Origin of the sequence: Ectobacillus antri, from assembly GCF_003852715.1 — a bacterium.
Taxonomy (GTDB): Bacteria; Bacillota; Bacilli; order Bacillales; family Bacillaceae_G; genus Ectobacillus; species Ectobacillus antri.
This window is the reverse complement of sequence record NZ_RIAV01000003.1, coordinates 189,069-207,560: the sequence shown is the minus strand read 5'-3', so window position 1 is coordinate 207,560 and position 18,492 is coordinate 189,069. Positions and strand designations below refer to the sequence as shown.

Annotated in this window: 26 protein-coding genes; 3 read left to right on the top strand and 23 right to left on the bottom strand. The window is 40.5% G+C overall.

Going from position 1 to position 18,492, the window contains the following annotated elements; all coding sequences use genetic code 11:
- Positions 1-6 precede the first annotated feature (6 nt).
- From EEJ45_RS05275 to EEJ45_RS05190, 19 genes are all read right to left on the bottom strand, one after another.
- On the bottom strand, positions 7-759 hold the full coding sequence (locus tag EEJ45_RS05275) for a hypothetical protein (protein WP_124563749.1): 753 nt from the start codon (positions 757-759) through the stop codon (positions 7-9).
- Positions 760-1,038: 279 nt separating this feature from the next.
- Entirely contained in the window at positions 1,039-1,305 is a 267-nt protein-coding gene (locus tag EEJ45_RS05270; protein WP_124563748.1) for an ArsR/SmtB family transcription factor, read from the bottom strand.
- Positions 1,306-1,363: 58 nt separating this feature from the next.
- On the bottom strand, positions 1,364-1,975 hold the full coding sequence (locus tag EEJ45_RS05265; RefSeq protein WP_124563747.1) for a hypothetical protein: 612 nt from the start codon (positions 1,973-1,975) through the stop codon (positions 1,364-1,366).
- A gap of 18 nt (positions 1,976-1,993) precedes the next feature.
- Complete coding sequence (locus tag EEJ45_RS18325; protein WP_164464203.1) at positions 1,994-2,167, bottom strand: DUF6877 family protein; 174 nt, start codon at positions 2,165-2,167, stop codon at positions 1,994-1,996.
- Positions 2,168-2,205: 38 nt separating this feature from the next.
- The gene (locus tag EEJ45_RS05260; RefSeq protein ID WP_124563746.1) at positions 2,206-2,457 is read right to left on the bottom strand and encodes a hypothetical protein; all 252 of its coding nucleotides are present in this window, start codon (positions 2,455-2,457) and stop codon (positions 2,206-2,208) included.
- Between the two features lie 76 nt (positions 2,458-2,533).
- Entirely contained in the window at positions 2,534-3,295 is a 762-nt protein-coding gene (locus EEJ45_RS05255; protein WP_124563745.1) for a hypothetical protein, read from the bottom strand.
- Between the two features lie 48 nt (positions 3,296-3,343).
- The gene (locus EEJ45_RS05250; protein ID WP_124563744.1) at positions 3,344-3,925 is read right to left on the bottom strand and encodes a 2-methylcitrate dehydratase; all 582 of its coding nucleotides are present in this window, start codon (positions 3,923-3,925) and stop codon (positions 3,344-3,346) included.
- 12 nt (positions 3,926-3,937) lie between these two features.
- Positions 3,938-4,375 (bottom strand): RusA family crossover junction endodeoxyribonuclease, encoded by a 438-nt coding sequence (locus EEJ45_RS05245; protein WP_124563743.1) that lies wholly within the window; start codon positions 4,373-4,375, stop codon positions 3,938-3,940.
- 305 nt (positions 4,376-4,680) lie between these two features.
- Positions 4,681-5,991, bottom strand: a complete 1,311-nt coding sequence (gene dnaB / locus EEJ45_RS05240) for a replicative DNA helicase (protein WP_245999824.1) — start codon at positions 5,989-5,991, stop codon at positions 4,681-4,683.
- Positions 5,963-6,244, bottom strand: a complete 282-nt coding sequence (locus EEJ45_RS05235) for a replicative helicase loader/inhibitor (RefSeq protein WP_124563742.1) — start codon at positions 6,242-6,244, stop codon at positions 5,963-5,965. Before EEJ45_RS05235 ends, dnaB begins: the two co-directional genes overlap by 29 nt.
- Positions 6,241-7,065 (bottom strand): phage replisome organizer N-terminal domain-containing protein, encoded by an 825-nt coding sequence (locus tag EEJ45_RS05230; RefSeq protein WP_124563741.1) that lies wholly within the window; start codon positions 7,063-7,065, stop codon positions 6,241-6,243. Before EEJ45_RS05230 ends, EEJ45_RS05235 begins: the two co-directional genes overlap by 4 nt.
- A 99-nt stretch (positions 7,066-7,164) precedes the next feature.
- Positions 7,165-7,998 carry a recombination protein RecT gene (gene recT, locus EEJ45_RS05225; RefSeq protein ID WP_124563740.1) on the bottom strand — a complete coding sequence of 278 codons (834 nt, stop codon included), beginning with the start codon at positions 7,996-7,998 and terminating at the stop codon, positions 7,165-7,167.
- Positions 7,988-8,233, bottom strand: a complete 246-nt coding sequence (locus EEJ45_RS05220) for a hypothetical protein (RefSeq protein ID WP_124563739.1) — start codon at positions 8,231-8,233, stop codon at positions 7,988-7,990. Before EEJ45_RS05220 ends, recT begins: the two co-directional genes overlap by 11 nt.
- Before the next feature lie 16 nt (positions 8,234-8,249).
- Positions 8,250-9,185, bottom strand: a complete 936-nt coding sequence (locus EEJ45_RS05215; protein ID WP_124563738.1) for a YqaJ viral recombinase family nuclease — start codon at positions 9,183-9,185, stop codon at positions 8,250-8,252.
- A gap of 74 nt (positions 9,186-9,259) precedes the next feature.
- Positions 9,260-9,451, bottom strand: coding sequence for a hypothetical protein (locus tag EEJ45_RS05210; RefSeq protein WP_124563737.1), 192 nt, complete (start codon positions 9,449-9,451; stop codon positions 9,260-9,262).
- A 5-nt stretch (positions 9,452-9,456) separates the two neighbouring features.
- Entirely contained in the window at positions 9,457-9,825 is a 369-nt protein-coding gene (locus EEJ45_RS05205) for a hypothetical protein (RefSeq protein WP_124563736.1), read from the bottom strand.
- On the bottom strand, positions 9,822-10,586 hold the full coding sequence (locus tag EEJ45_RS05200; RefSeq protein ID WP_124563735.1) for a phage regulatory protein/antirepressor Ant: 765 nt from the start codon (positions 10,584-10,586) through the stop codon (positions 9,822-9,824). The genes EEJ45_RS05205 and EEJ45_RS05200 overlap by 4 nt, the downstream gene beginning before the upstream one ends.
- A gap of 269 nt (positions 10,587-10,855) precedes the next feature.
- Positions 10,856-11,125, bottom strand: coding sequence for a group-specific protein (locus EEJ45_RS05195; protein WP_124563734.1), 270 nt, complete (start codon positions 11,123-11,125; stop codon positions 10,856-10,858).
- A gap of 53 nt (positions 11,126-11,178) precedes the next feature.
- Positions 11,179-11,409, bottom strand: a complete 231-nt coding sequence (locus tag EEJ45_RS05190; RefSeq protein ID WP_342769340.1) for a helix-turn-helix transcriptional regulator — start codon at positions 11,407-11,409, stop codon at positions 11,179-11,181.
- A 154-nt stretch (positions 11,410-11,563) separates the two neighbouring features.
- Here EEJ45_RS05190 and EEJ45_RS05185 point away from each other — a divergent pair, with 154 nt between their 5' ends.
- From EEJ45_RS05185 to EEJ45_RS05175, 3 genes are all read left to right on the top strand, one after another.
- On the top strand, positions 11,564-11,968 hold the full coding sequence (locus EEJ45_RS05185) for a helix-turn-helix domain-containing protein (RefSeq protein ID WP_124563733.1): 405 nt from the start codon (positions 11,564-11,566) through the stop codon (positions 11,966-11,968).
- 137 nt (positions 11,969-12,105) lie between these two features.
- A complete protein-coding gene (locus tag EEJ45_RS05180; protein ID WP_124563732.1) occupies positions 12,106-12,585 on the top strand; it encodes an ImmA/IrrE family metallo-endopeptidase in 480 nt (159 codons plus the stop codon).
- Positions 12,586-12,598: 13 nt separating this feature from the next.
- Positions 12,599-13,756 (top strand): tyrosine-type recombinase/integrase, encoded by a 1,158-nt coding sequence (locus EEJ45_RS05175; protein WP_124563731.1) that lies wholly within the window; start codon positions 12,599-12,601, stop codon positions 13,754-13,756.
- Between the two features lie 107 nt (positions 13,757-13,863).
- Here the strand turns inward: EEJ45_RS05175 and glnA are convergent, their stop codons facing one another.
- The 4 genes from glnA to hflX all read right to left on the bottom strand — a co-directional run bounded on the left by glnA (position 13,864) and on the right by hflX (position 18,360).
- Positions 13,864-15,198 carry a type I glutamate--ammonia ligase gene (glnA, locus tag EEJ45_RS05170; protein WP_124563730.1) on the bottom strand — a complete coding sequence of 445 codons (1,335 nt, stop codon included), beginning with the start codon at positions 15,196-15,198 and terminating at the stop codon, positions 13,864-13,866.
- Between the two features lie 52 nt (positions 15,199-15,250).
- The gene (locus tag EEJ45_RS05165; protein ID WP_124563814.1) at positions 15,251-15,598 is read right to left on the bottom strand and encodes a MerR family transcriptional regulator; all 348 of its coding nucleotides are present in this window, start codon (positions 15,596-15,598) and stop codon (positions 15,251-15,253) included.
- Positions 15,599-15,827: 229 nt separating this feature from the next.
- Positions 15,828-17,093 carry a methionine gamma-lyase family protein gene (locus EEJ45_RS05160; RefSeq protein ID WP_124563729.1) on the bottom strand — a complete coding sequence of 422 codons (1,266 nt, stop codon included), beginning with the start codon at positions 17,091-17,093 and terminating at the stop codon, positions 15,828-15,830.
- Entirely contained in the window at positions 17,086-18,360 is a 1,275-nt protein-coding gene (hflX, locus tag EEJ45_RS05155; RefSeq protein ID WP_124563728.1) for a GTPase HflX, read from the bottom strand. Before hflX ends, EEJ45_RS05160 begins: the two co-directional genes overlap by 8 nt.
- Positions 18,361-18,492 lie beyond the last annotated feature (132 nt).

Here is an 18,492-nt window from a genome sequence, read left to right as displayed (position 1 = left end):
TTTAAGTTAAACCGTTTTATTCTTACAAAAAAAATCAATAAATTGTACTCCAAAAGAGGATACAAACTCATATTTAAAAGGCTTAATACTAATAGCCCTAGCTCTCATAGAGTTTCCTTTTAACGTATTATTAATGTCATCTATACTTCTGTATAGATCTTCAACATTATCTTCAAAATTTGTAGACAATAATCCCATTCTCAATAATTTATTTGCGATAAATTCATTCTGTTCCTGACTAATTCCTATTTTTTCTAGGTTTATTGAATTCCTCGTTGTCATCCCAGCTGTATGATATAACATTAGTACTCTTAAATCTAAAAGACGCATTTCTTTAAGTGTATCATAAAATAATAAGACAAATTCTTCATGGATGTTCTTATACTCAGCTAATTCAACCAATCCATTTACCATATATTTAATTTTTTCAGCCTCGGCTTCTTCTGGAACATAATCAAAAACTAATTCCATTGCTTTTTTAAATTCATTTAGCTGCTCGTATTTCATATCTCGCAACCGATTATCAAAATCCTGTTGTCTCACTTCAAACTCTTTCATAAGCATTGCTAAATTATTTTCTAGTCTGTTTTGCCTATAAGAAAAAATAATGTTAGTTAATCCTGGAACAAAATTTCCGATTATCCCACCAACAATTTCACCAACTATTGAGGCTCCGCCTTCAGTACCAACTTTAAAAACTTTGTTTGTAATACTCTTTACTTTAAGCATAGGTTCTTTATTAGTTACCAATTTATCCATTCTCTTTTTCACCCTTTCGCTTCTTACATTTCGACAAAAAGAACTAATATCCTTCAATCAAAATATAAAAAAGTAGCTACTCAAAATGAGTAGCCAAAAAGGGATACATAGATGAAAAGAATTGCCGAATCATGAAAGCAAGTGGTTTCCGCCACCTGCTTGTCCTCATTATAGCAAATAGTATTTATTGACATCAAAAAGTGTAATATGTGTCTATTTTGTCAAAAAGGTAAAGCAATATAAAAATCCGACTCAGTGAGCCGGACCTTCAAATATGTTTTATTTTAATACTCTAACCAATTGCTCGATGCGCGGATCAATGATTTCATAATAAATCTCTAAACCCTTACGGTTACCACGTAAAATTCTTGCATGTCTAAGTTTACCCAAGTGTTGACTGATTGTGCTTTGCGGCATATCAAACTCTCCTTGCAGCTGCGTTACATTTGACGGACCTGCTTGAAGCAAGAAGTTTATAAGACCGAGGCGCACTGGGTGCGCCAATACCTTTAATAACTCTGCGTTTTGTTCGTACTTTTCCTCCATGTCAACATCTCCCTTTAGCCTTTTTCTTTTATTTTAATATCCATATAAAAACATTTCGTTATACTTTTTCCAGTTCCTCTTTGTAAATATCAGTCGCTAAACTTGTGATAATCTCGCGGCGTATCTCATTTAACGTTTGGCGAGATACTCCTACATGCTTAGCAATCATGTTCATCTTTACCCCATCAAGCATGCATTCCAGCACAGTGAGCTTACGTTCCTCTGTAATTTTCTCTGCTGCTTTATTGATTCGTCTTACCTTTTCTTGAAGCCTCTCTAGGCGCTCCATTTGCCGTTTGTAGCGTTTTTCGTTAACGGATGACCTTTGCCCTTTCCCGTTCGGCATAACAGCCTCTATACCCCATTTAGCGGTCAATTTATTATGTATCTCTGGGTTGTTTAGGTCTGCTTCTAATTTATCAATCTCTTTTGTCATCCAGCGGTAGTCACGGACGTCTTCTTCAGTACGTTGAATGATGTCCATAATTTGTTCTGGATCATACATAGAAAGCTGACCATCTTTCTCTTTGAACAGCTTTTCTTCCCACTGAGGACAAGATTGCACTTGCTGAATCTTTGTTTGGTGAACAGAGCAGAAGCTGCTGTCACCCCATTGACTGCCCGGACATTCAATACAGATGTCTGTTTTAAGTATTTGGATATCCTTCACAGCTTCTTCACCCCTTTGTTATCTCCACTCTTGGTTTACAAACTTCTTTGCAAAGCGTAGCTGCTGTTCAATATATGGATCTGTTTCTTTGCCCCCAGATGCTAGCCAATCTCCAATACGTTGGTTAATGTCTTGTAACACCTCTAAAGGTAGCAGATATGCGATTTTATTAATTTCTTCCAAAGGATTCATTCGTTTCCCTCCCTTGCGCTACATCTTCGGACTGTTAACTACTTATTTAATTTCTTACCGTCCTTTAAGCCTTTCAAGTAAGCCATTTCTATTGCTTTTATTACGTTTTTGAAATCTCTATTGAAAGTAGCATCTTCGGGTTCTGCTGAATCAGATAAAACCATTAAAGTTTCAGCACCATCGGTGATTTTAATGTAGTTTGCGTATTCTTTACCCCAACCGTTATTAGGTTGAATTTCTCTTTCCTCTTCCGTTAAATCATCAAATTTAACCAGTTTAACTTTTAACATCTTTATTCTCCTCTCTCATGTCACAGTATGTGTCTACAGCGAACCTGTAAGAGCTCCTTACAAGTTCGACTTTTTCTTACAACACAATCTCAAGCAAATCTTGCTGGGCCGCGATGACCGCCAATGCTTTGCGGAACCGGATACTTTCATTGACTTCCGCTTGCTGCAGATCGAATTGCTGACTTGTCGCGTCTTGCAGCTCAGCTGTTAGCCGATTTACTTCTCCTTGCAGCCTAGCAAGCTCTTTTTCTTTTATACTTAAAGTCTCTGCCAAATCACGCATTTCAATTTCCAATCGTGTGTTGTCTTTTTGAATCGTGTCATAATTCGCTCGCCACTGGTCGCGCTCTTTACGGATCATATCTTGCACTTGTACAGCACCTATTAACTTTTCTTTAAACAACTCAATCGTATCGTTATGTAGTTGTTCGCTAGCCACTTCTTCAACACTGTTATCAGGCTCCAGTTTCACCTCTGTCGCGTTTTTTTCCTTTTCCGGTACACCTGTTACCTTTTGCGCCCATTTCGCCGTAGTGGGCAACTTACGCTTTTTCAGGTGTCCGTGTAAACTTGGTGTCTTGACCTCGAGTATTTTCGCAATACTCCCTAATTGTTTGCCGGTCTTTAATTCTTCCACAGCTTTTGCGCAAATATCATCCCATTCTGCCTCGGTTTTAAAGCCCCCACCCTGTCTTACCATGGCTAGTTCCTCCTCTGTCATCTGATACGTTGTGATTTTGCTGTAGTCGAACGTGTCTCGATTGTCTTTACCTACCCCGAATCGCAGCAGCCCTTTCCGGCGATCTGAACCACTATAACTACTTGTTCCTGCGCTCATCTCTCTGCTCCCCCTTTAAAGAACAGGCGGCCTTAGCCGCCATACTATTTACTTGTCAGCGTCTTCGTCTTGCTGTTCCTTCCACTCGTTCCATTTCACAGCAAGCGGTGCAACACGCTGGCGGTATTCGCCTACGAAAGTCACAATTTCACTAGAGGATATGCCTAATTCATTTGCAAGCTTGTTGTACGACTCCCCTTCAAGTTTTCGCTTCACGATGTTCGCAAAGTCGTTAGGCAGGTCATCGTAGCTTGGGGCCATACCGCTGATAATAAAAGCATCAATGATTTCACGATCCGCTTCTTGTTTTTCTTCTTTTGTTGGTACCTTTGCTTCTTCAACGTCCAATTCCGCTTCTAATTGTTCATGCGAAGGCTTTAACTCCTGCACAACACCTTTATCATCTACTGTGTACTCACGCATTGGCTTGTTTGTTCGGGCGTTAATTGTGATGCTGTAGTTCACTTCAAGTGATTCCAAAGAAACTTCTACCTTGCAGTCAATCATTTCAGACAATGCATCTAACTTGCCATTCAGTGTACCGTTTGTTACTTCCAAAACGATTTCTTGCTTGCCATCCGGCTTTAGGTTCACTTTCTTTAAAACAGGTTTAAATTCAATGTAGCTCATTTCCCCATCCCCCTATAAAATTGTTAGTTGTTTTTCTTCATCAAGCAGCTGGACAGCCACCTCAATACGAGGCTTCTCGCTATACCATTTACTGACACGTAGTTCCACTACTTGACTATCATCTTTCCAAAGAACCTTATTACAGGCGTCTTTAATCCCTTTTACATAGTTATCTACATCTGGCTTAGAAGTCGGCCGTAAGATACCCTGCTCAGCCTGCAGCTTCTTTTTGTTTGAGAAACTTTTTAGCGATGATTTAAACACCTTAACTTCTAATAACAAAGGACCTTCAAGTAACTGCGTTGGCGCATAGTCCTGCGCCACTAATTTCACAATTTGCTTAAAATCCTTGGACTTCTTTGGATCGTACATGCGCACCATGCCATTGATGGTGCTTGCTCTCGGTCTACCCTGTGCAACAGGTTCCCCATACACCGTAAATGCGATCATTGAAATTTCACCTCTTCCCCTTTACGAAGCACTTTCTCCGTGTCTGTATCCTCGATTTGCTTGCATTGTTTACAATATCGGAGTAAATGCCCTTTTAAACTCCCTTTACCTAAGCCGGGTTTAAATGAACCACAACCACAATTCCCGCACCTACCTGTTAGTATCACGGCTGAATCCAACCTAAGCGAATCAACATGTTGCGCCAATCATGTTTTAAACCTGCTTTCTGGCGAAGTTTTATTGCACGCTTCAGACGTTTTCTTTGCTTCCGTTTATTCATCCGGGTCCCCTCCCTTTGTAATAAATCAGATTCGAATAGCCTCCTGCTTAGCCAGGTTTAAGAACTTACCGTATTCCTTCAGAAATGCCATCTCCACATTTCCTACTGGACCATTTCTTTGCTTCGCAATAATGGCTTCTGCTACGTTCTTCTTCGCGCTGTCTTTCTTGTAGTACTCTTCGCGGTACAAAAAGATCACGAGGTCCGCATCTTGCTCGATAGAGCCTGAATCACGTAGGTCACTCATCATCGGTCGTTTGTCTTGTCGTTGTTCCACGCCACGAGAAAGCTGCGATAAAAGGATGATAGGGATCTTCATGGAGCGTGCCATCACTTTCAGTTCCCTTGTGATAGCTGCAATCTTAAGGTCGTGTCGGTCAAACTTACCTGGCATCGTGATGAGCTGCAGGTAGTCAATGACGGCAACGTGTGGCCTGCCAGGATATTGCCGCATGCATTTACGAATGCTGGCTCGTATGTCAGCCAACGTTTGTCTAGAATCATCAAATATCTCATATGGCATCTCGTCCAATTTCGCTACAGCCATAGAAGCCTTTTGTATATCGCTTGGTGAAAAGTACTCAGCGGGATTTTGCCACTTGCTGCCGTCAATATTTGCAACGCTACTAATTAAACGTTTATCCAGATCTTCTTCATCCATTTCAAGAGAAAAGATACTAGCCGATGCACCAGCTTCACAGCCATTCAATGCTAAATTCAAAGCAAATGCCGTCTTACCCATTGCCGGCCGGCCCGCTACAATGATGAGTTGACCACCCTTTAGACCACCAGTCATCATATTGAGCTCGGCTAACCCTGTATCAATCCCGACTACCTTGCCATTACCTTTCGGGCGGTTAATATCTTCCATCACCTTCAGTAGTACATCACGTTTACTCTGCGCTTTAACAACGCCAGTTTCTTGAAGCTCTCCCAGCTTGTTATATGCTTCCGAAATTTTTTCTTCGTTCGTTTCTTCTAACAGTTCTCCGGCCAACTTGCGTGCTTCACGGATACGGTACTGTTCATAGACAATACGCTGATAGTGCAGCAGGTTTAATGTACTTGGTACGCCGTTTGCCAAATCTGTTAGGTAAGAAATCCCGCCGATGGATTCAAGTACACTACCGAGCTTATCTACCACAGTGACAATATCAATCGCTTCCCCAGCTGCTTGAATGGAGCGCATGGCTTTAAACAAGATTTGGTTCTTCCTGTTTTGTAATTGATGAGGATGCAACGTTATATCCTGTATTAATTCCCCTTCAATCAAGAGACACCCTAGCAAGGACTGTTCAGCGCTTATATCAATGACTGGAACCATGTTCTCGTTCACGATGTGCCTCCTCCTTCCACTTCCGGAACTTATCGAACACCTCGTTGTTTCTGCCTTCTTTCACGATGACCTCTGCAATACTTGGAGGGAAGCGATGCTGCCGGATATGCTCCTTCACTCTGGATAGAGAGCCTTCAAATGAACTGTCTTGTAACATCTCCATCCATACATCCATGCTGTCTTCTGTTACCTCAAAGTTTGGATAAGCGGCGCCAATGTACTTTAAAATGCTCATTACCTGTTGTGCGTTCATTTCAACAGCCCCTTTCGCCTTGCAATCTCATCAATTTTATCTATCGCTGAACCACGAGAGCTTTTACTCTTTGGCTGCTTACTGCGCTTAAACTCTTCTTCCCGAGCAATCACAGCGTCCAACGTTCGGATGTTATCAGAAAACCATGACTTCAATATGCTATCTGCATAAGCCCATTTCTTTTGGTTTTCTAGTGCACGTTTCATGGCTGCAATAACAAGCTCTTGTCCCATATCATCTACCCAATGTCCTACTTGCTCTGACATATAAGGACTTAAGACACCAAAGTTTTGTTGATAAAATGCGAATGCATTTTCACTACTACTGCTACTACTACATATATCTTTATCTTCTTCTTCCTCTTCCTCTATAGCGTTACGTAACGTTACTGTAACGTTACTTGTTTTTACATTTGTTCCTGATGATTCTAAAGCTTTCTTTCTAGCACGATGTGCAGCTACTCTTTGGCGTGTTTGCTCTTTCTTGTGCTCATACTTATCAAGACTTTGATGCTTCTCCCAATTAGTAATGGAGATGAATTGTGCATCATCTACCTCAATCATGCCGAAATTCTGAAAGGTACTTAATGCTAATCGAATCGTGTTTAACGGACGATTAAATAACGTAGCCAACATTTCATCCGAATACGGAAGGTTTTCACTTAAGAAAATGTATCCTTGTGCATTCTTCTTGCCAGCTAATGTGAGTAGCTTAATCCAGATGATTAACATTGTGTCTGCCTCAGGCATGCTTTCGATTAAGCGAATCTTTTCATCGTCAAACATTCCTAAGGAGAGCTTAATCCACTTAATTTCTGCCAATGTTGCAACCTCCTTGTATAAAATGTTTATACTTGGCATAACCTGTACTATCTAATATTTTTTAAGTGCTCCTCCCTGGGCCGGGAGGAGTCTTTTTATTTACACTAGCGATTCAGGAATATCTCCATTTGATTCTTCAGGCTCCGTTTCAATCACGTTTCCCATATTAATCTCGACTGCATCTGCCTCAATGTACTCCGGATCTGCTGTGATATCTTTGCGAACAACCTCATCTTGCTGTGCTTGCGCTTGTACTTCGATAGAAATCGGTAAGTATTTAAACATGGCGCGTACAACAGTTTTCTTAGCCATCTCTTCATAATCTGTCTTCCATGGTCCAAAATCTTTTGACTTAGAGCGACCACGACGCTTTTCAATCTCCGACTTTGGCATGAATTCCATTTGGTAACCACCGTCCTTGAAATGAGCAACAGCATAGGCTCCAATAAATTCACCTCGTTCTCCGAAGGACGGCTTATGTGTTAGTTGTGGGTGTAGTCCCAATTCATATTCAAAATCATCATTTTGATAAACAGCATGAGCATAAATACTTTGGATGTGACCAGATCGACGTGCAAGGTCAATCATCCCTTTATAGCCAATGATGAACTGTACATCTGTTGTGCCTGCTTTATTGTTTTTGAATGGTAACAAGTAGCAATGACCTAGCAGACCTGGCTCTAACCCTAATTGCACTGCTTGCATAACTGCTCCCATCAAAGACGGTACCGTCGCTTCAAGAAGCTTTGGGTTTGTACGAATGGTTGTTAGCGCGATACGACTCATGCGTTCCATATCCATGTGCTTTGGTAGAACTTCTGCGAAACGCGGTGCCATCTTCTTCATATACGCCTCAATGGTGTCTGCTACTGGTGCTGGTTTATTACTTGTGCGGCTTGCTAATTGGTTCTTCAACTTGTCGTTAGTTGCCATTGGTTAATTCCTCCTCAATCACTGTCATTTTCAAACCGACTTCGCTTTCAAAATCCTCAATATGGAAAGAAACAACTTTCCCTGTAAAGGCGACTAGGTAAATCATTTCGCCATTCACGTCTTTTACGAGAAACAAATTGTTCCACTTATCTCCATCAACATCAAAGCCAACGACACGAACTGCCTTACCTTTGAGCTGGCGATTGAAGACTGGCTCTTGTACGATAATTTGCATATCATTAATCCCCCTATTATTTAATTGCGAAGCGGCGAGAAGAACTTTCCTTCGCGTACTTCGCATAGATTTCTGGCATTTCTTGTTGAAGCTTCTTACTGTCGATACGCTTAGATGTAACGGACTTCCATGTGATGGTGTACTTCTCAGTGCCACCAGCTTCATTTTCACCAAGCATCGCTTTCAGTTTGTTCTCATACTCCGCTTTTTGTTTTTCTAAAGCTTTGAGTTCTGCTTCCACCTGGTTCCGAGCTTCAATCAACAACTCAGCTTGTTGACCAAGACTTACAAAGCTATCTTTTAAGGCATCCGGATACATTTGCTTAAGCAATTCACCTGATGCTTCTGTACCATCAAACATAGGCGGTTCTTGCTTCTCCACGTGCTCCAACCAAAAATCTTTTTCAATAGTGGTGATGTAATGGATGATGTCCTCATCACGCTCTACTTTTTTGTACACGAACTTGTTGCCACCAATCAGGACTGCAATCCACCATGCTTCATAACCAGTCACCGCCATATAGTGCTGACACTGCAAAAGATAAGCTGCAGGGATTTCATCGCCCTCCCATTCCTTCTTGTTGTATTCAGAGGTGGTTTTGCACTCGAGACCAACTCTTTCCCCTACAATGAGCCTGTCCACGTTAGCGAGCATCCAAGGATACTCAGGGTGTTGCAGAATGGCATTTCGACGCTGAACTTTTAAACCAGTACGTAAACTAAATTCTTTCGCCACTATGTCTTCCAAGATGTTGCCAAAATACGCAGCATCACTTTGTACATCTTCTTTTTGTAACAAGCCTGTTTTTTCAAGATACACTTGTACTGGTGATTTCCATTTACTTAATCCTGCAAGAGCAGCTACATCTGAGCCCCCAATCCCTTTGGACCGCATTGCTAACCACGTTTCACGATCCATATTAAGCGTGTTTACCAAAACTTTTGCTTGCATGGTTTTTCCTCCCTTTCTGTGGTAAACTAATTCCGAAACCTTTTTCACTAGAACCCACCCCAATGGGTTCTTTTTTATTCTCCTGCCACTCTCACAAGGGCAATTTCTAAAACCCGATGTGTGCATTCTTCGCAAATCAAGATAGTCCCCATCTGGTAATACTTCATGCCGTGATAAATCTCACCATCGCAGATTGTGCAGTAATCATCGAAGTCTTTCTTACAGCTGTCATGCTCGTTATGAAGTGTCATGCCGTTCTCAATCAAGTTCCTCACCTCCCTTCAAGTGCTATAAGTTGCAAGTATTCTTGCTCACCACGCATCTGTGCTTCTCCAATGACATGTGCTACGCTATGTAATCCCCTGTTCTTTAGGTCTTTTAGCAAAGCTGATACCTTTTGTTGCTCAGCTTGTTTCTGAACAAACTTTTCTTTTAGCTCAAACAATTCAATCTCAGCCCTTAGCTGCTCCATTTTCCAAAACCTAAACTGTTCGTCGGCTTCCTGTGGGTCGGCTAAATTCATCGTGTTCAGCAACCAGTTGTTGCAATGTGCGATATAGCTTTGTAGTGATAGTGCGCGCTCAAGGTCAGTAGACGCTACTTGCTGACTGAGCGTATAACGTTTGATTGTGCTAATCACGCACTTTCCTCCTCACGGTCCATAAGAGGAATGATATTTCGTTTCCCGAGCACTTGATGAATAAACAATCGGCCTTTTTGTGTCCATTTGGTATGCATCCGTGGTTCACCTGTAGAATCAATATGCGTTTTCGATTTGGTATAGCCTTTGTCTTGATGCTTGCTGTATAGCAACCATTGTCCGTTCAACTTGTACTGAACTTTCTCTTCTTCCAAAATCTTATTAAGTGTCGGGCCACCCAATCCGTAATCCTTGGCGATCTGAGTAATATTGACCGTACTATTTGATTGGAGGATGGTATCGTAATACGTGACCTTTTCCTCATTCTCTTTCACCTGTTGCTCAAGCATGAGCGTCTTCGCCTTCAATGACAGCTTTTCTTTCTGTTCTTCAATCCACCGCTCTGCTCTCTTAATGGGATCTTCTAGCATGTAAGAAGGAGTAGAAAGTTGCCGTAGTCGTTCTTCCATGTGGTTAAAGGCCTCAATATACATTTCTTTAAATCGAGCTGCTTTCTCGCCAGTGAATCCCATTACCAAGAACACAAGGCCATCACGTTTAATTAAGTACTTTTTGTACGTTTTGTTGTTACCAGCTACCCTGTATTCTGAAACGCCAAAATTGGCTTTTCTAAAATCTGTACTACATCCTAAATCTTCAATAGCGCGAATTACTTTTGCATGTTCCTTTTCAAACACTTCTGCAACCGTTAAGCTATCTGTTACGACTTCTCCTTTATCAACGAATACCAATTCCTTCATTCACCGGTTCCCCTTTCTTTCGGTTCACGATTTTTCACACTCTATTTTTTAAAGGTGTTGTAAAAATGCAACTCCTTAATTTGAAAGGAGGATTATTTTCCGTCCTTCCTTAATTGACGTAATCGCCGATTCTCTTGCTCTAATCGGTCATGATCGTCAATTAACAACTTAATTACTTGCATGATAAGTGTTAAACCGCTAAAACTACTTACTAACAAAAACATGAATATCAATAAATTAGTTGTGTTCTCTATCACAAGTTCACCTCCTTATGATGTTGGCTGCTCACTCAACCAAGTAAGTAGGAAAGCTTTTGTTGCTTCGGCTGGAAACAACCATTTCCCCCCAACCTTACGTTTCGGAAAACGTGGGTCGTAGAAAAACTCTCTTTGAATGGTATTCCAACTTAGGCATGTACGACGTCTTAATTCACTGGTATCCCAGAACAGTAAGTCAGTTTCAATGTGCTTGAGTTTTTCCTCAAGCTTGGCCAAATACAATTGCTTTACTTCTTGTTCATCTACTTGGATATTAAGCATGTTTTTTTCACCTCACTTTGCACAAACTAAGAGACATTTGCCGAATTGGCAATTTAATCTTCAAAAAAAAGATCATTCATACAAATATCTAGTGTGTCAGCTACTTTGGCTAATTTATCGGCCGGAAATACACATCTTCCCACCTCTAGATAATAATAACCATTAGGTGTCTTATAACCTAAAATATCAGACATATCCTGAAGTGATAACTTCTTCTGCTTACGCAAAAGTCTAATTTTATTTAAGTCCACCTTCTTTGTTTTACTCATTCGATGATTCACCACCTTTGCCAAATCGGTAACTTATGATTTCATCTTACATTACCATTTTGGCAAAGTCAACATCATTTTATCCATTTTGGTAAAAATATTTTTTAGCTTTTACCAATGTGGTAAAATAGACTTTACAAAAAAAAGATTCTGTGAGAGGAGGATTATTATGGATGTGTTAGCACAAAGAATAAAGAAATTAAGAGAGCTCAATAATTATTCACAAAAACGTGTCGCAGATGCTCTAGGGATATCAAATGTACAGCTATCTAGGTATGAATCAGGAGATAGAAAACCAGAACCCGAAACAATTAAAAACATTGCTGATTTTTACGATGTTTCTGTGGATTATCTATTAGGAAGAACTGATGTATCTTCTCTCTCTTCTGAACAACCCTATGACTCCCTCGCAGAAATCACCAAATTCGTCCAGCAGCTCGGTTTTACACAAATGGGCTTTTTTAATATCGAAGAATGGAAAAACTTAAGTCCAGAAGATGTTGAGGATATTAAGCGACATTTTGAGTTTACTGTGCACAAAGCATTAGAACGTCAAAAAAAAAAAAAAAATTAAATTAAAATATTAATAAATGTTATTAAGGATTAATAATCCTTTCATAGTAATTTTTTCAAAAAGCCCCTATACGGCTTTTTCTTTTTATACTAGAATAAGAACATACGTTCTTTTATACATATTAATGGGGTGATTTTATGACACTGGACTCTTATACAACTTTATTGGAGGATTGGGTCTCTGCTTTTTACATACGAATTGGCATACATACACCAGATGACCTACAAATTGAAACTATCGCAGATCGGTGCAATATTATCGTCCTTTATGAGCCTGTTAAATCACACTGCATTGCAAATGATTTTATTCGTATCATTGTTGTCAATTCGACTTTATCCATGGCAGAACAAAGAGAACAATTCTTTCATGAACTTTGTCACATACTACGACATGAAGGAACGCAAGGAGATATACCTCGGCCCTTCCGTGATTTACAAGAATGGGATGCGGTACATTTTACCAAGTATGCTGCCATTCCTTCTCACATGTTACAATATATCCGGCTTGAGGGAGATGTTGTACAAGATATGAAAGAGCGTTTTAAGGTCACGGCAAACCTTTGCTCTCAACGTCTGCAACAAATCCAAAACAGGCTGCATTCTGTATATTCTGCATGAAAGGAGGCCCATTATGGCCAGCTTTAGGAAATATAAAAAGGGCGGTAAAGATGCCTGGTCTTATAGGATACGTTATAAAGATCCATTTACTGGGGAGTTTAAAGAAAAAACAAAGCGCGGATTCACTTCAAAGAAAGAGGCAAGTTTGGCCGCTGCTGAAGAAGAGTTAAAATTAGCGAATAAGGACGAGGTAGAAAATGTTCCTGTTTCCCTAGAGCATTTTCTATACGATTGGTTAAGTTTATATAAGAAAAGTAATGTACGAAAAAACACATTCCAGCTACATCAACGCAATATCGCAACACATATCCTACCTCACTTTAAGAAAGTAATGCTTAAAGATATAAAGCCAATTATGTACCAAAAGTTTATTCATAAGCTGGCTGCTAAAGGTTATAGTAAGCGCACTATCGAGATTATACACAGCACCATGAACAATGCGATGAAAAAAGCAATCCAACTGAACAAGCTTAAAAGTAACCCTTGCGAGCATGTAGTTATTCCTAATGTATCTAAAAATACTGAGGAATTAAAGTATATGCGGACAGAAGATATCCCAAGATTTCTTCAAGCCGCATATCAATACAACTATGTTTACTACATCTTTTTTAAAGGGTTGCTTAATACCGGGATGCGTAAAGGTGAGGCTGCAGCTCTTCAATGGAAAGATATAGATTTAAAAGAACAGCAAATTCACATTAACAAGACATTAGATTTCTCCGCTAAAACAAGGGAAGATCTATTTGGCGACACAAAGACGTTTACTTCCAAACGAACAATTAGTATCCCAAAATCATTTACGGATGATTTACTAAAGCATAAACGTTGGCAAAATGAAAATAAGTTAGCTTTACAGGATCTTTATAAACATGATCTCGACTTAGTATTTGCAAAGGCTGATGGGGATTTTCTTCCAAAGTCTACTTTATTTAACGCTTTTTCACGTATTTTAGTAAGGGCTGAATTGCCACACTTAGATATTCATTCCTTGCGACATACCCATGCAGTTCTTCTAATGGAATCAGGCGCTAATATGAAATATATTCAAACTCGACTGGGGCATAAAGATATGCAAACTACCGCAAATATTTACTCACATATTAGTAAGAAGATTAACCAAGACTCCATTAATCAATTTGATTACTATATGAGCAATGTACTAGAGCAATAAAATTTTTGTGGTCAAATTGTGGTCAATATGAATTTCCCTTTCTGAAATTGTTTTTGACCACATCAAGAAAAAAGCCCCAATACCAGTGGTATCAAGGCTTTCTCTTCTTAATAAATGCTCATATACTGATCGCGTTCCCAAGGGTGAACTTGTGTTCTAAACATATCCCATTCAATCTCTTTTGCTTCAATAAAGTGCTCTAGCAAATGCTCACCAAGCGCGTTGCAGATAACTTCATCTGTTTTTAAGTTCTCAAGCGCTTGTGCAAGTGTAGCCGGAAGGTCTACGATACCCGCTTTTTCACGCTCAGCACGCGTCATCACGTAGATGTTTCGGTCTACTGGTGCTGGTGCTGCAAGTTTGTTTTTGACACCGTCAAGACCTGCCGCAAGAAGAACGGAAAGCGCCAAATATGGATTCGCTGCTGGGTCTACACTGCGCACTTCTACACGTGTACTAAGACCGCGCGATGCCGGAATACGGATAAGCGGACTACGGTTGCGAGCGGACCACGCCACGTAGCAAGGTGCTTCATATCCAGGTACAAGACGCTTATAAGAGTTTACTGTCGGGTTTGTAACCGCAGTGAAGTTTGGTGCGTGCTTTAAGATACCCGCAATGAAATGACGTGCTGTTTCACTTAGCTGTAGATCACCATTTTCATCATAAAATGCGTTTTCTTTGCCACGGAACAGAGACAGGTTACAGTGCATACCAGATCCGTTTACACCAAACAATGGTTTTGGCATAAATGTTGCATGCAAGCCATGCTTACGCGCAATTGTTTTTACAACCAGCTTAAATGTTTGAATATCATCACATGCTTTTAATGCGCCTGCATATTTAAAGTCGATCTCGTGTTGTCCCGGCGCTACTTCATGATGAGATGCTTCAATCTCAAAGCCCATCTCCTCTAGCTCAAGCACAATATCGCGGCGACAGTTTTCACCTAAATCCGTAGGTGCTAAATCAAAGTAACCACCATTGTCGTTTAGTTCAAGCGTCGGATTTCCTTTTTCATCTACCTTAAACAAGAAAAACTCTGGTTCTGGTCCTAAGTTAAAATCCGTGAAACCAAGATCTTCCATTTCTTTTAAAACACGTTTTAGGTTATTGCGCGGATCCCCTGCGAAAGGCGTGCCATCTGGATTATAAATATCACAGATTAAGCGAGCAACTTTCCCCTTCTCAGAAGTCCAGGGAAATACAACCCATGTATCCAAATCAGGGAAGAGATACATATCAGATTCCTCGATACGAACAAAGCCCTCAATAGAAGAACCGTCAAACATCATTTTGTTCTCTAATGCTTTTTCAAGCTGACTTACAGGAATTTCTACGTTTTTAATAATTCCTAAAAGGTCGGTAAATTGCAAACGGATGTACTTAACGTTCTCTTCTTGCGCAAAACGAAAAATGTCTTCTTTTGTAAACTTTGCCATTTTCTGATTCCCCCTGATTAACATTTTATATGGAAAACATGTAAAACCAATATCAGTGAAAAAATCGGGACATATCGCCCTGCCGAAGCGAAGTGCGATTAAAGCGACCCGCTTGATACAGTTCATCGCGAAGCAACTTGCGAAGCTCCGCATCAGAAATTTGTTTTGACTCCTCAGACACCACTTGAGGTGGTTGCACCTGACCCGTAGCTTTTAGCTGCAACACTTGCTTAATACCAGCTAAGTTCAAGCCTTGATCAAGCAAATCTTTAATTTCAAGTAATTTATCGACATCATTGAAAGAATAATGCCGACGGTTGCCTTCTGTTCGTACCGGTGTGATGAGACCATGCTCTTCATAGTAGCGAATTTGGCGAGCAGATAACTGCGTTAGGTTCATAACAATGCCGATTGGAAACAGCGGAGTAGAGCGTCGATCGTGATTGCTCACTTCAATTCCTCCTTCTCCTTAACATGCCTTTATTTTATATTATGGTATGTATAGTGTCAACAAATGTTAGCTTTTATGACATTTATTTTTAACCGTTTCCACACCAAATGAGATGACCTTTGTATCCTATGTGTACACCTTATTTATATGCCCAAGCCCTGCTCCTTTTACAAAAACTTTATAAAGAAAGTAGCCCCTTTTCGAGTAACGAATCGATGGCAGAACAAATGGCAATTTTAACATGTGAATAAGTGAGGCCACCTTGTACATAAGCAACATACGGCGGACGAATGGGACCGTCTGCGGATAATTCGATGCTAGCACCTTGAATAAATGTACCTGCCGCCATGATAACGTCATCTTCATAACCCGGCATATAATTTGGATATGGTGTAAAGTGCGAGTTAACTGGAGATGCATATTGAATAGCCTGACAAAAAGCAATCATGCGCTCACGGTCATCAAACTGCACGGATTGAATTAAATCCGTTCGTGGCATATCCCATCTAGGGGACGTGTTCATACCAAGCTTTTCTAAAAAGGCAGCCGTAAAAATAGCTCCTTTTATGGCTTGTGCCGTTACGTATGGGGCCAAGAAAAAACCTTGATACATTTCCTGTAAGCTGTATAAAGACGCCCCCGCCTCCGCTCCAATACCAGGTGAGGTGAGGCGATACGCACATGCTTCTACGTATTGCTCTTTTCCGACAATATAGCCACCAGTTTTGACAATGCCGCCACCAGGATTTTTAATAAGTGAACCCGCAATTAAATCTGCTCCCACATGACAAGGCTCCAACTCTTCTGCAAATTCGCCGTAGCAATTATCTACAAACACTACAACATCCGGCTTAATTTCTTTTACAAATCGAATCATTTCCGCAATTTCGGCCACAGTAAACGACGGTCTTGTTGCATAACCTTTGGAACGCTGAATACCAATCATCTTCGTCTGCGGACCAATCGCTTCTTTGACACGTTCCCAATCCACCCCACCGTCAAGCAAATCAACAGTGCGATAGCCAATGTTATACTCTTTAAATGAGCCAATGCCTTTACCGCGAATACCTACGATTTCTTCCAATGTGTCATACGGCTTACCTGTAATATAAACAAGCTCATCACCGGGGCGCAACACACCGAAGAGCGCTGTAGAAATAGCATGTGTACCGGATATGATTTGCGGACGTACTAACCCTGCTTCTCCTCCGAATACATCAGCATATACTTTTTCCAGCGTATCTCTACCAATATCATCATAGCCATATCCTGTTGTTGGAATAAAATGAGAGTCACTGATTTTATACTTGCGAAAGCTTTCTAAAACGCGGAATTGATTACTTTCCGCAATATCATCTACTCGTTTATGAGCAGCGGCAATCATTGCCTCAGTCTCTTGTACAAGTGGGGCTAACTGTTCCCCGTATTTCAATCTGTTAAACATCGAATTTCTCTTCTCCTTTTCGTGCTGTATATTTCTTTATTTGTCCATTAAGCGGAGAATTTGTGAACACGTATCCTACACATATGTACAAGTGTGTATCTTCACAAAACGTCATTGTTTCCAAAATAGTTTCTGTCCGCAAAAGTGTAAGCAACCGGCCTTCCTCAGCCGGAACTTTAATATGATAAGGATTCATCAACTTTTTCATTTCAGCTTCAATACGATTTCTGAGCATTTGTAGGTCTTCTTGATGAAATGCACTGACACGAACATGTTCACCGTGAGGAGACGGAATGAAAGACGGTTCTGTCCTATCTTTTTTATTATACAGAGTAAGCGCAGGTATTTGCTCTGCTTCCATTTCACGTAGCAGATTCTTTACTGTCTTTTCATGTCCTGCATAATTCGCGTCAGATGAGTCTACCACATGTAAAATAAAATCTGCCTCGTTTACTTCTTCTAGCGTAGAACGAAACGCAGCAATTAACGCTGTAGGCAAATCCTGAATAAATCCAACTGTGTCTGTTAATAAAACAGTGTAACCACACGGCAGCTGCATTTTACGCGTTGTTGGATCGAGCGTTGCAAACAACAAATTTTCTTCAAATGTATCAGCCATCGTCAAGCGATTAAAGAGTGTCGACTTACCTGCATTCGTGTAGCCTACCAACGAAATTTGAAAGGTGCTGTTTTGTTTCCTGCGCTCACGATAACGCTTGCGATGCTCCACAATTACCGCTAGTTGTCCCGTAATTTCATCGATGCGGCTACGGATATGACGACGGTCTGTTTCGAGCTTTGTTTCACCCGGACCACGCGTACCAATACCTCCACCAAGGCGGGATAACCCTTCTCCCTGTCCTACAAGACGAGGTAAGGCATATTTTAGCTGCGCCAGTTCTACTTGTAGCTTTCCTTCGCGCGATTTGGCACGTTGCGCAAAAATATCTAAAATTAATTGTGTACGATCAATAACACGCGCTTCCAGCTCATTTGACAAGTTGCGAATTTGACTAGGTGTTAGTTCGTTATTAAAAATAACAACATCTGGTTCTGTTTCTTTGACAAGCGCAGCCAATTCCTCTAGTTTTCCTTTTCCAATATAGGTAGCAGGATGAAATCGCGTCCGCTTTTGTGTTGTTGCTAAAATCACTTCTGCTTGCGCAGTTTTTGTAAGTGATGCTAGCTCTTCCATTGAATATGTAAATCGGTCATCTGGATCTGTCGGTAGCTGACAACCCACTAAAATTGCTTTTTCTTTCTCCAAATATTTTCACATCTTTCTTTTCGAAACTTCAACCTTCTACTATAATAGCAGAGGAAGCATTTTTCTTCTACATTCAATCCCTATAAGCCTTATCATATGGTTGATGTAGAAGCTTATCATTCATCGGGAGAG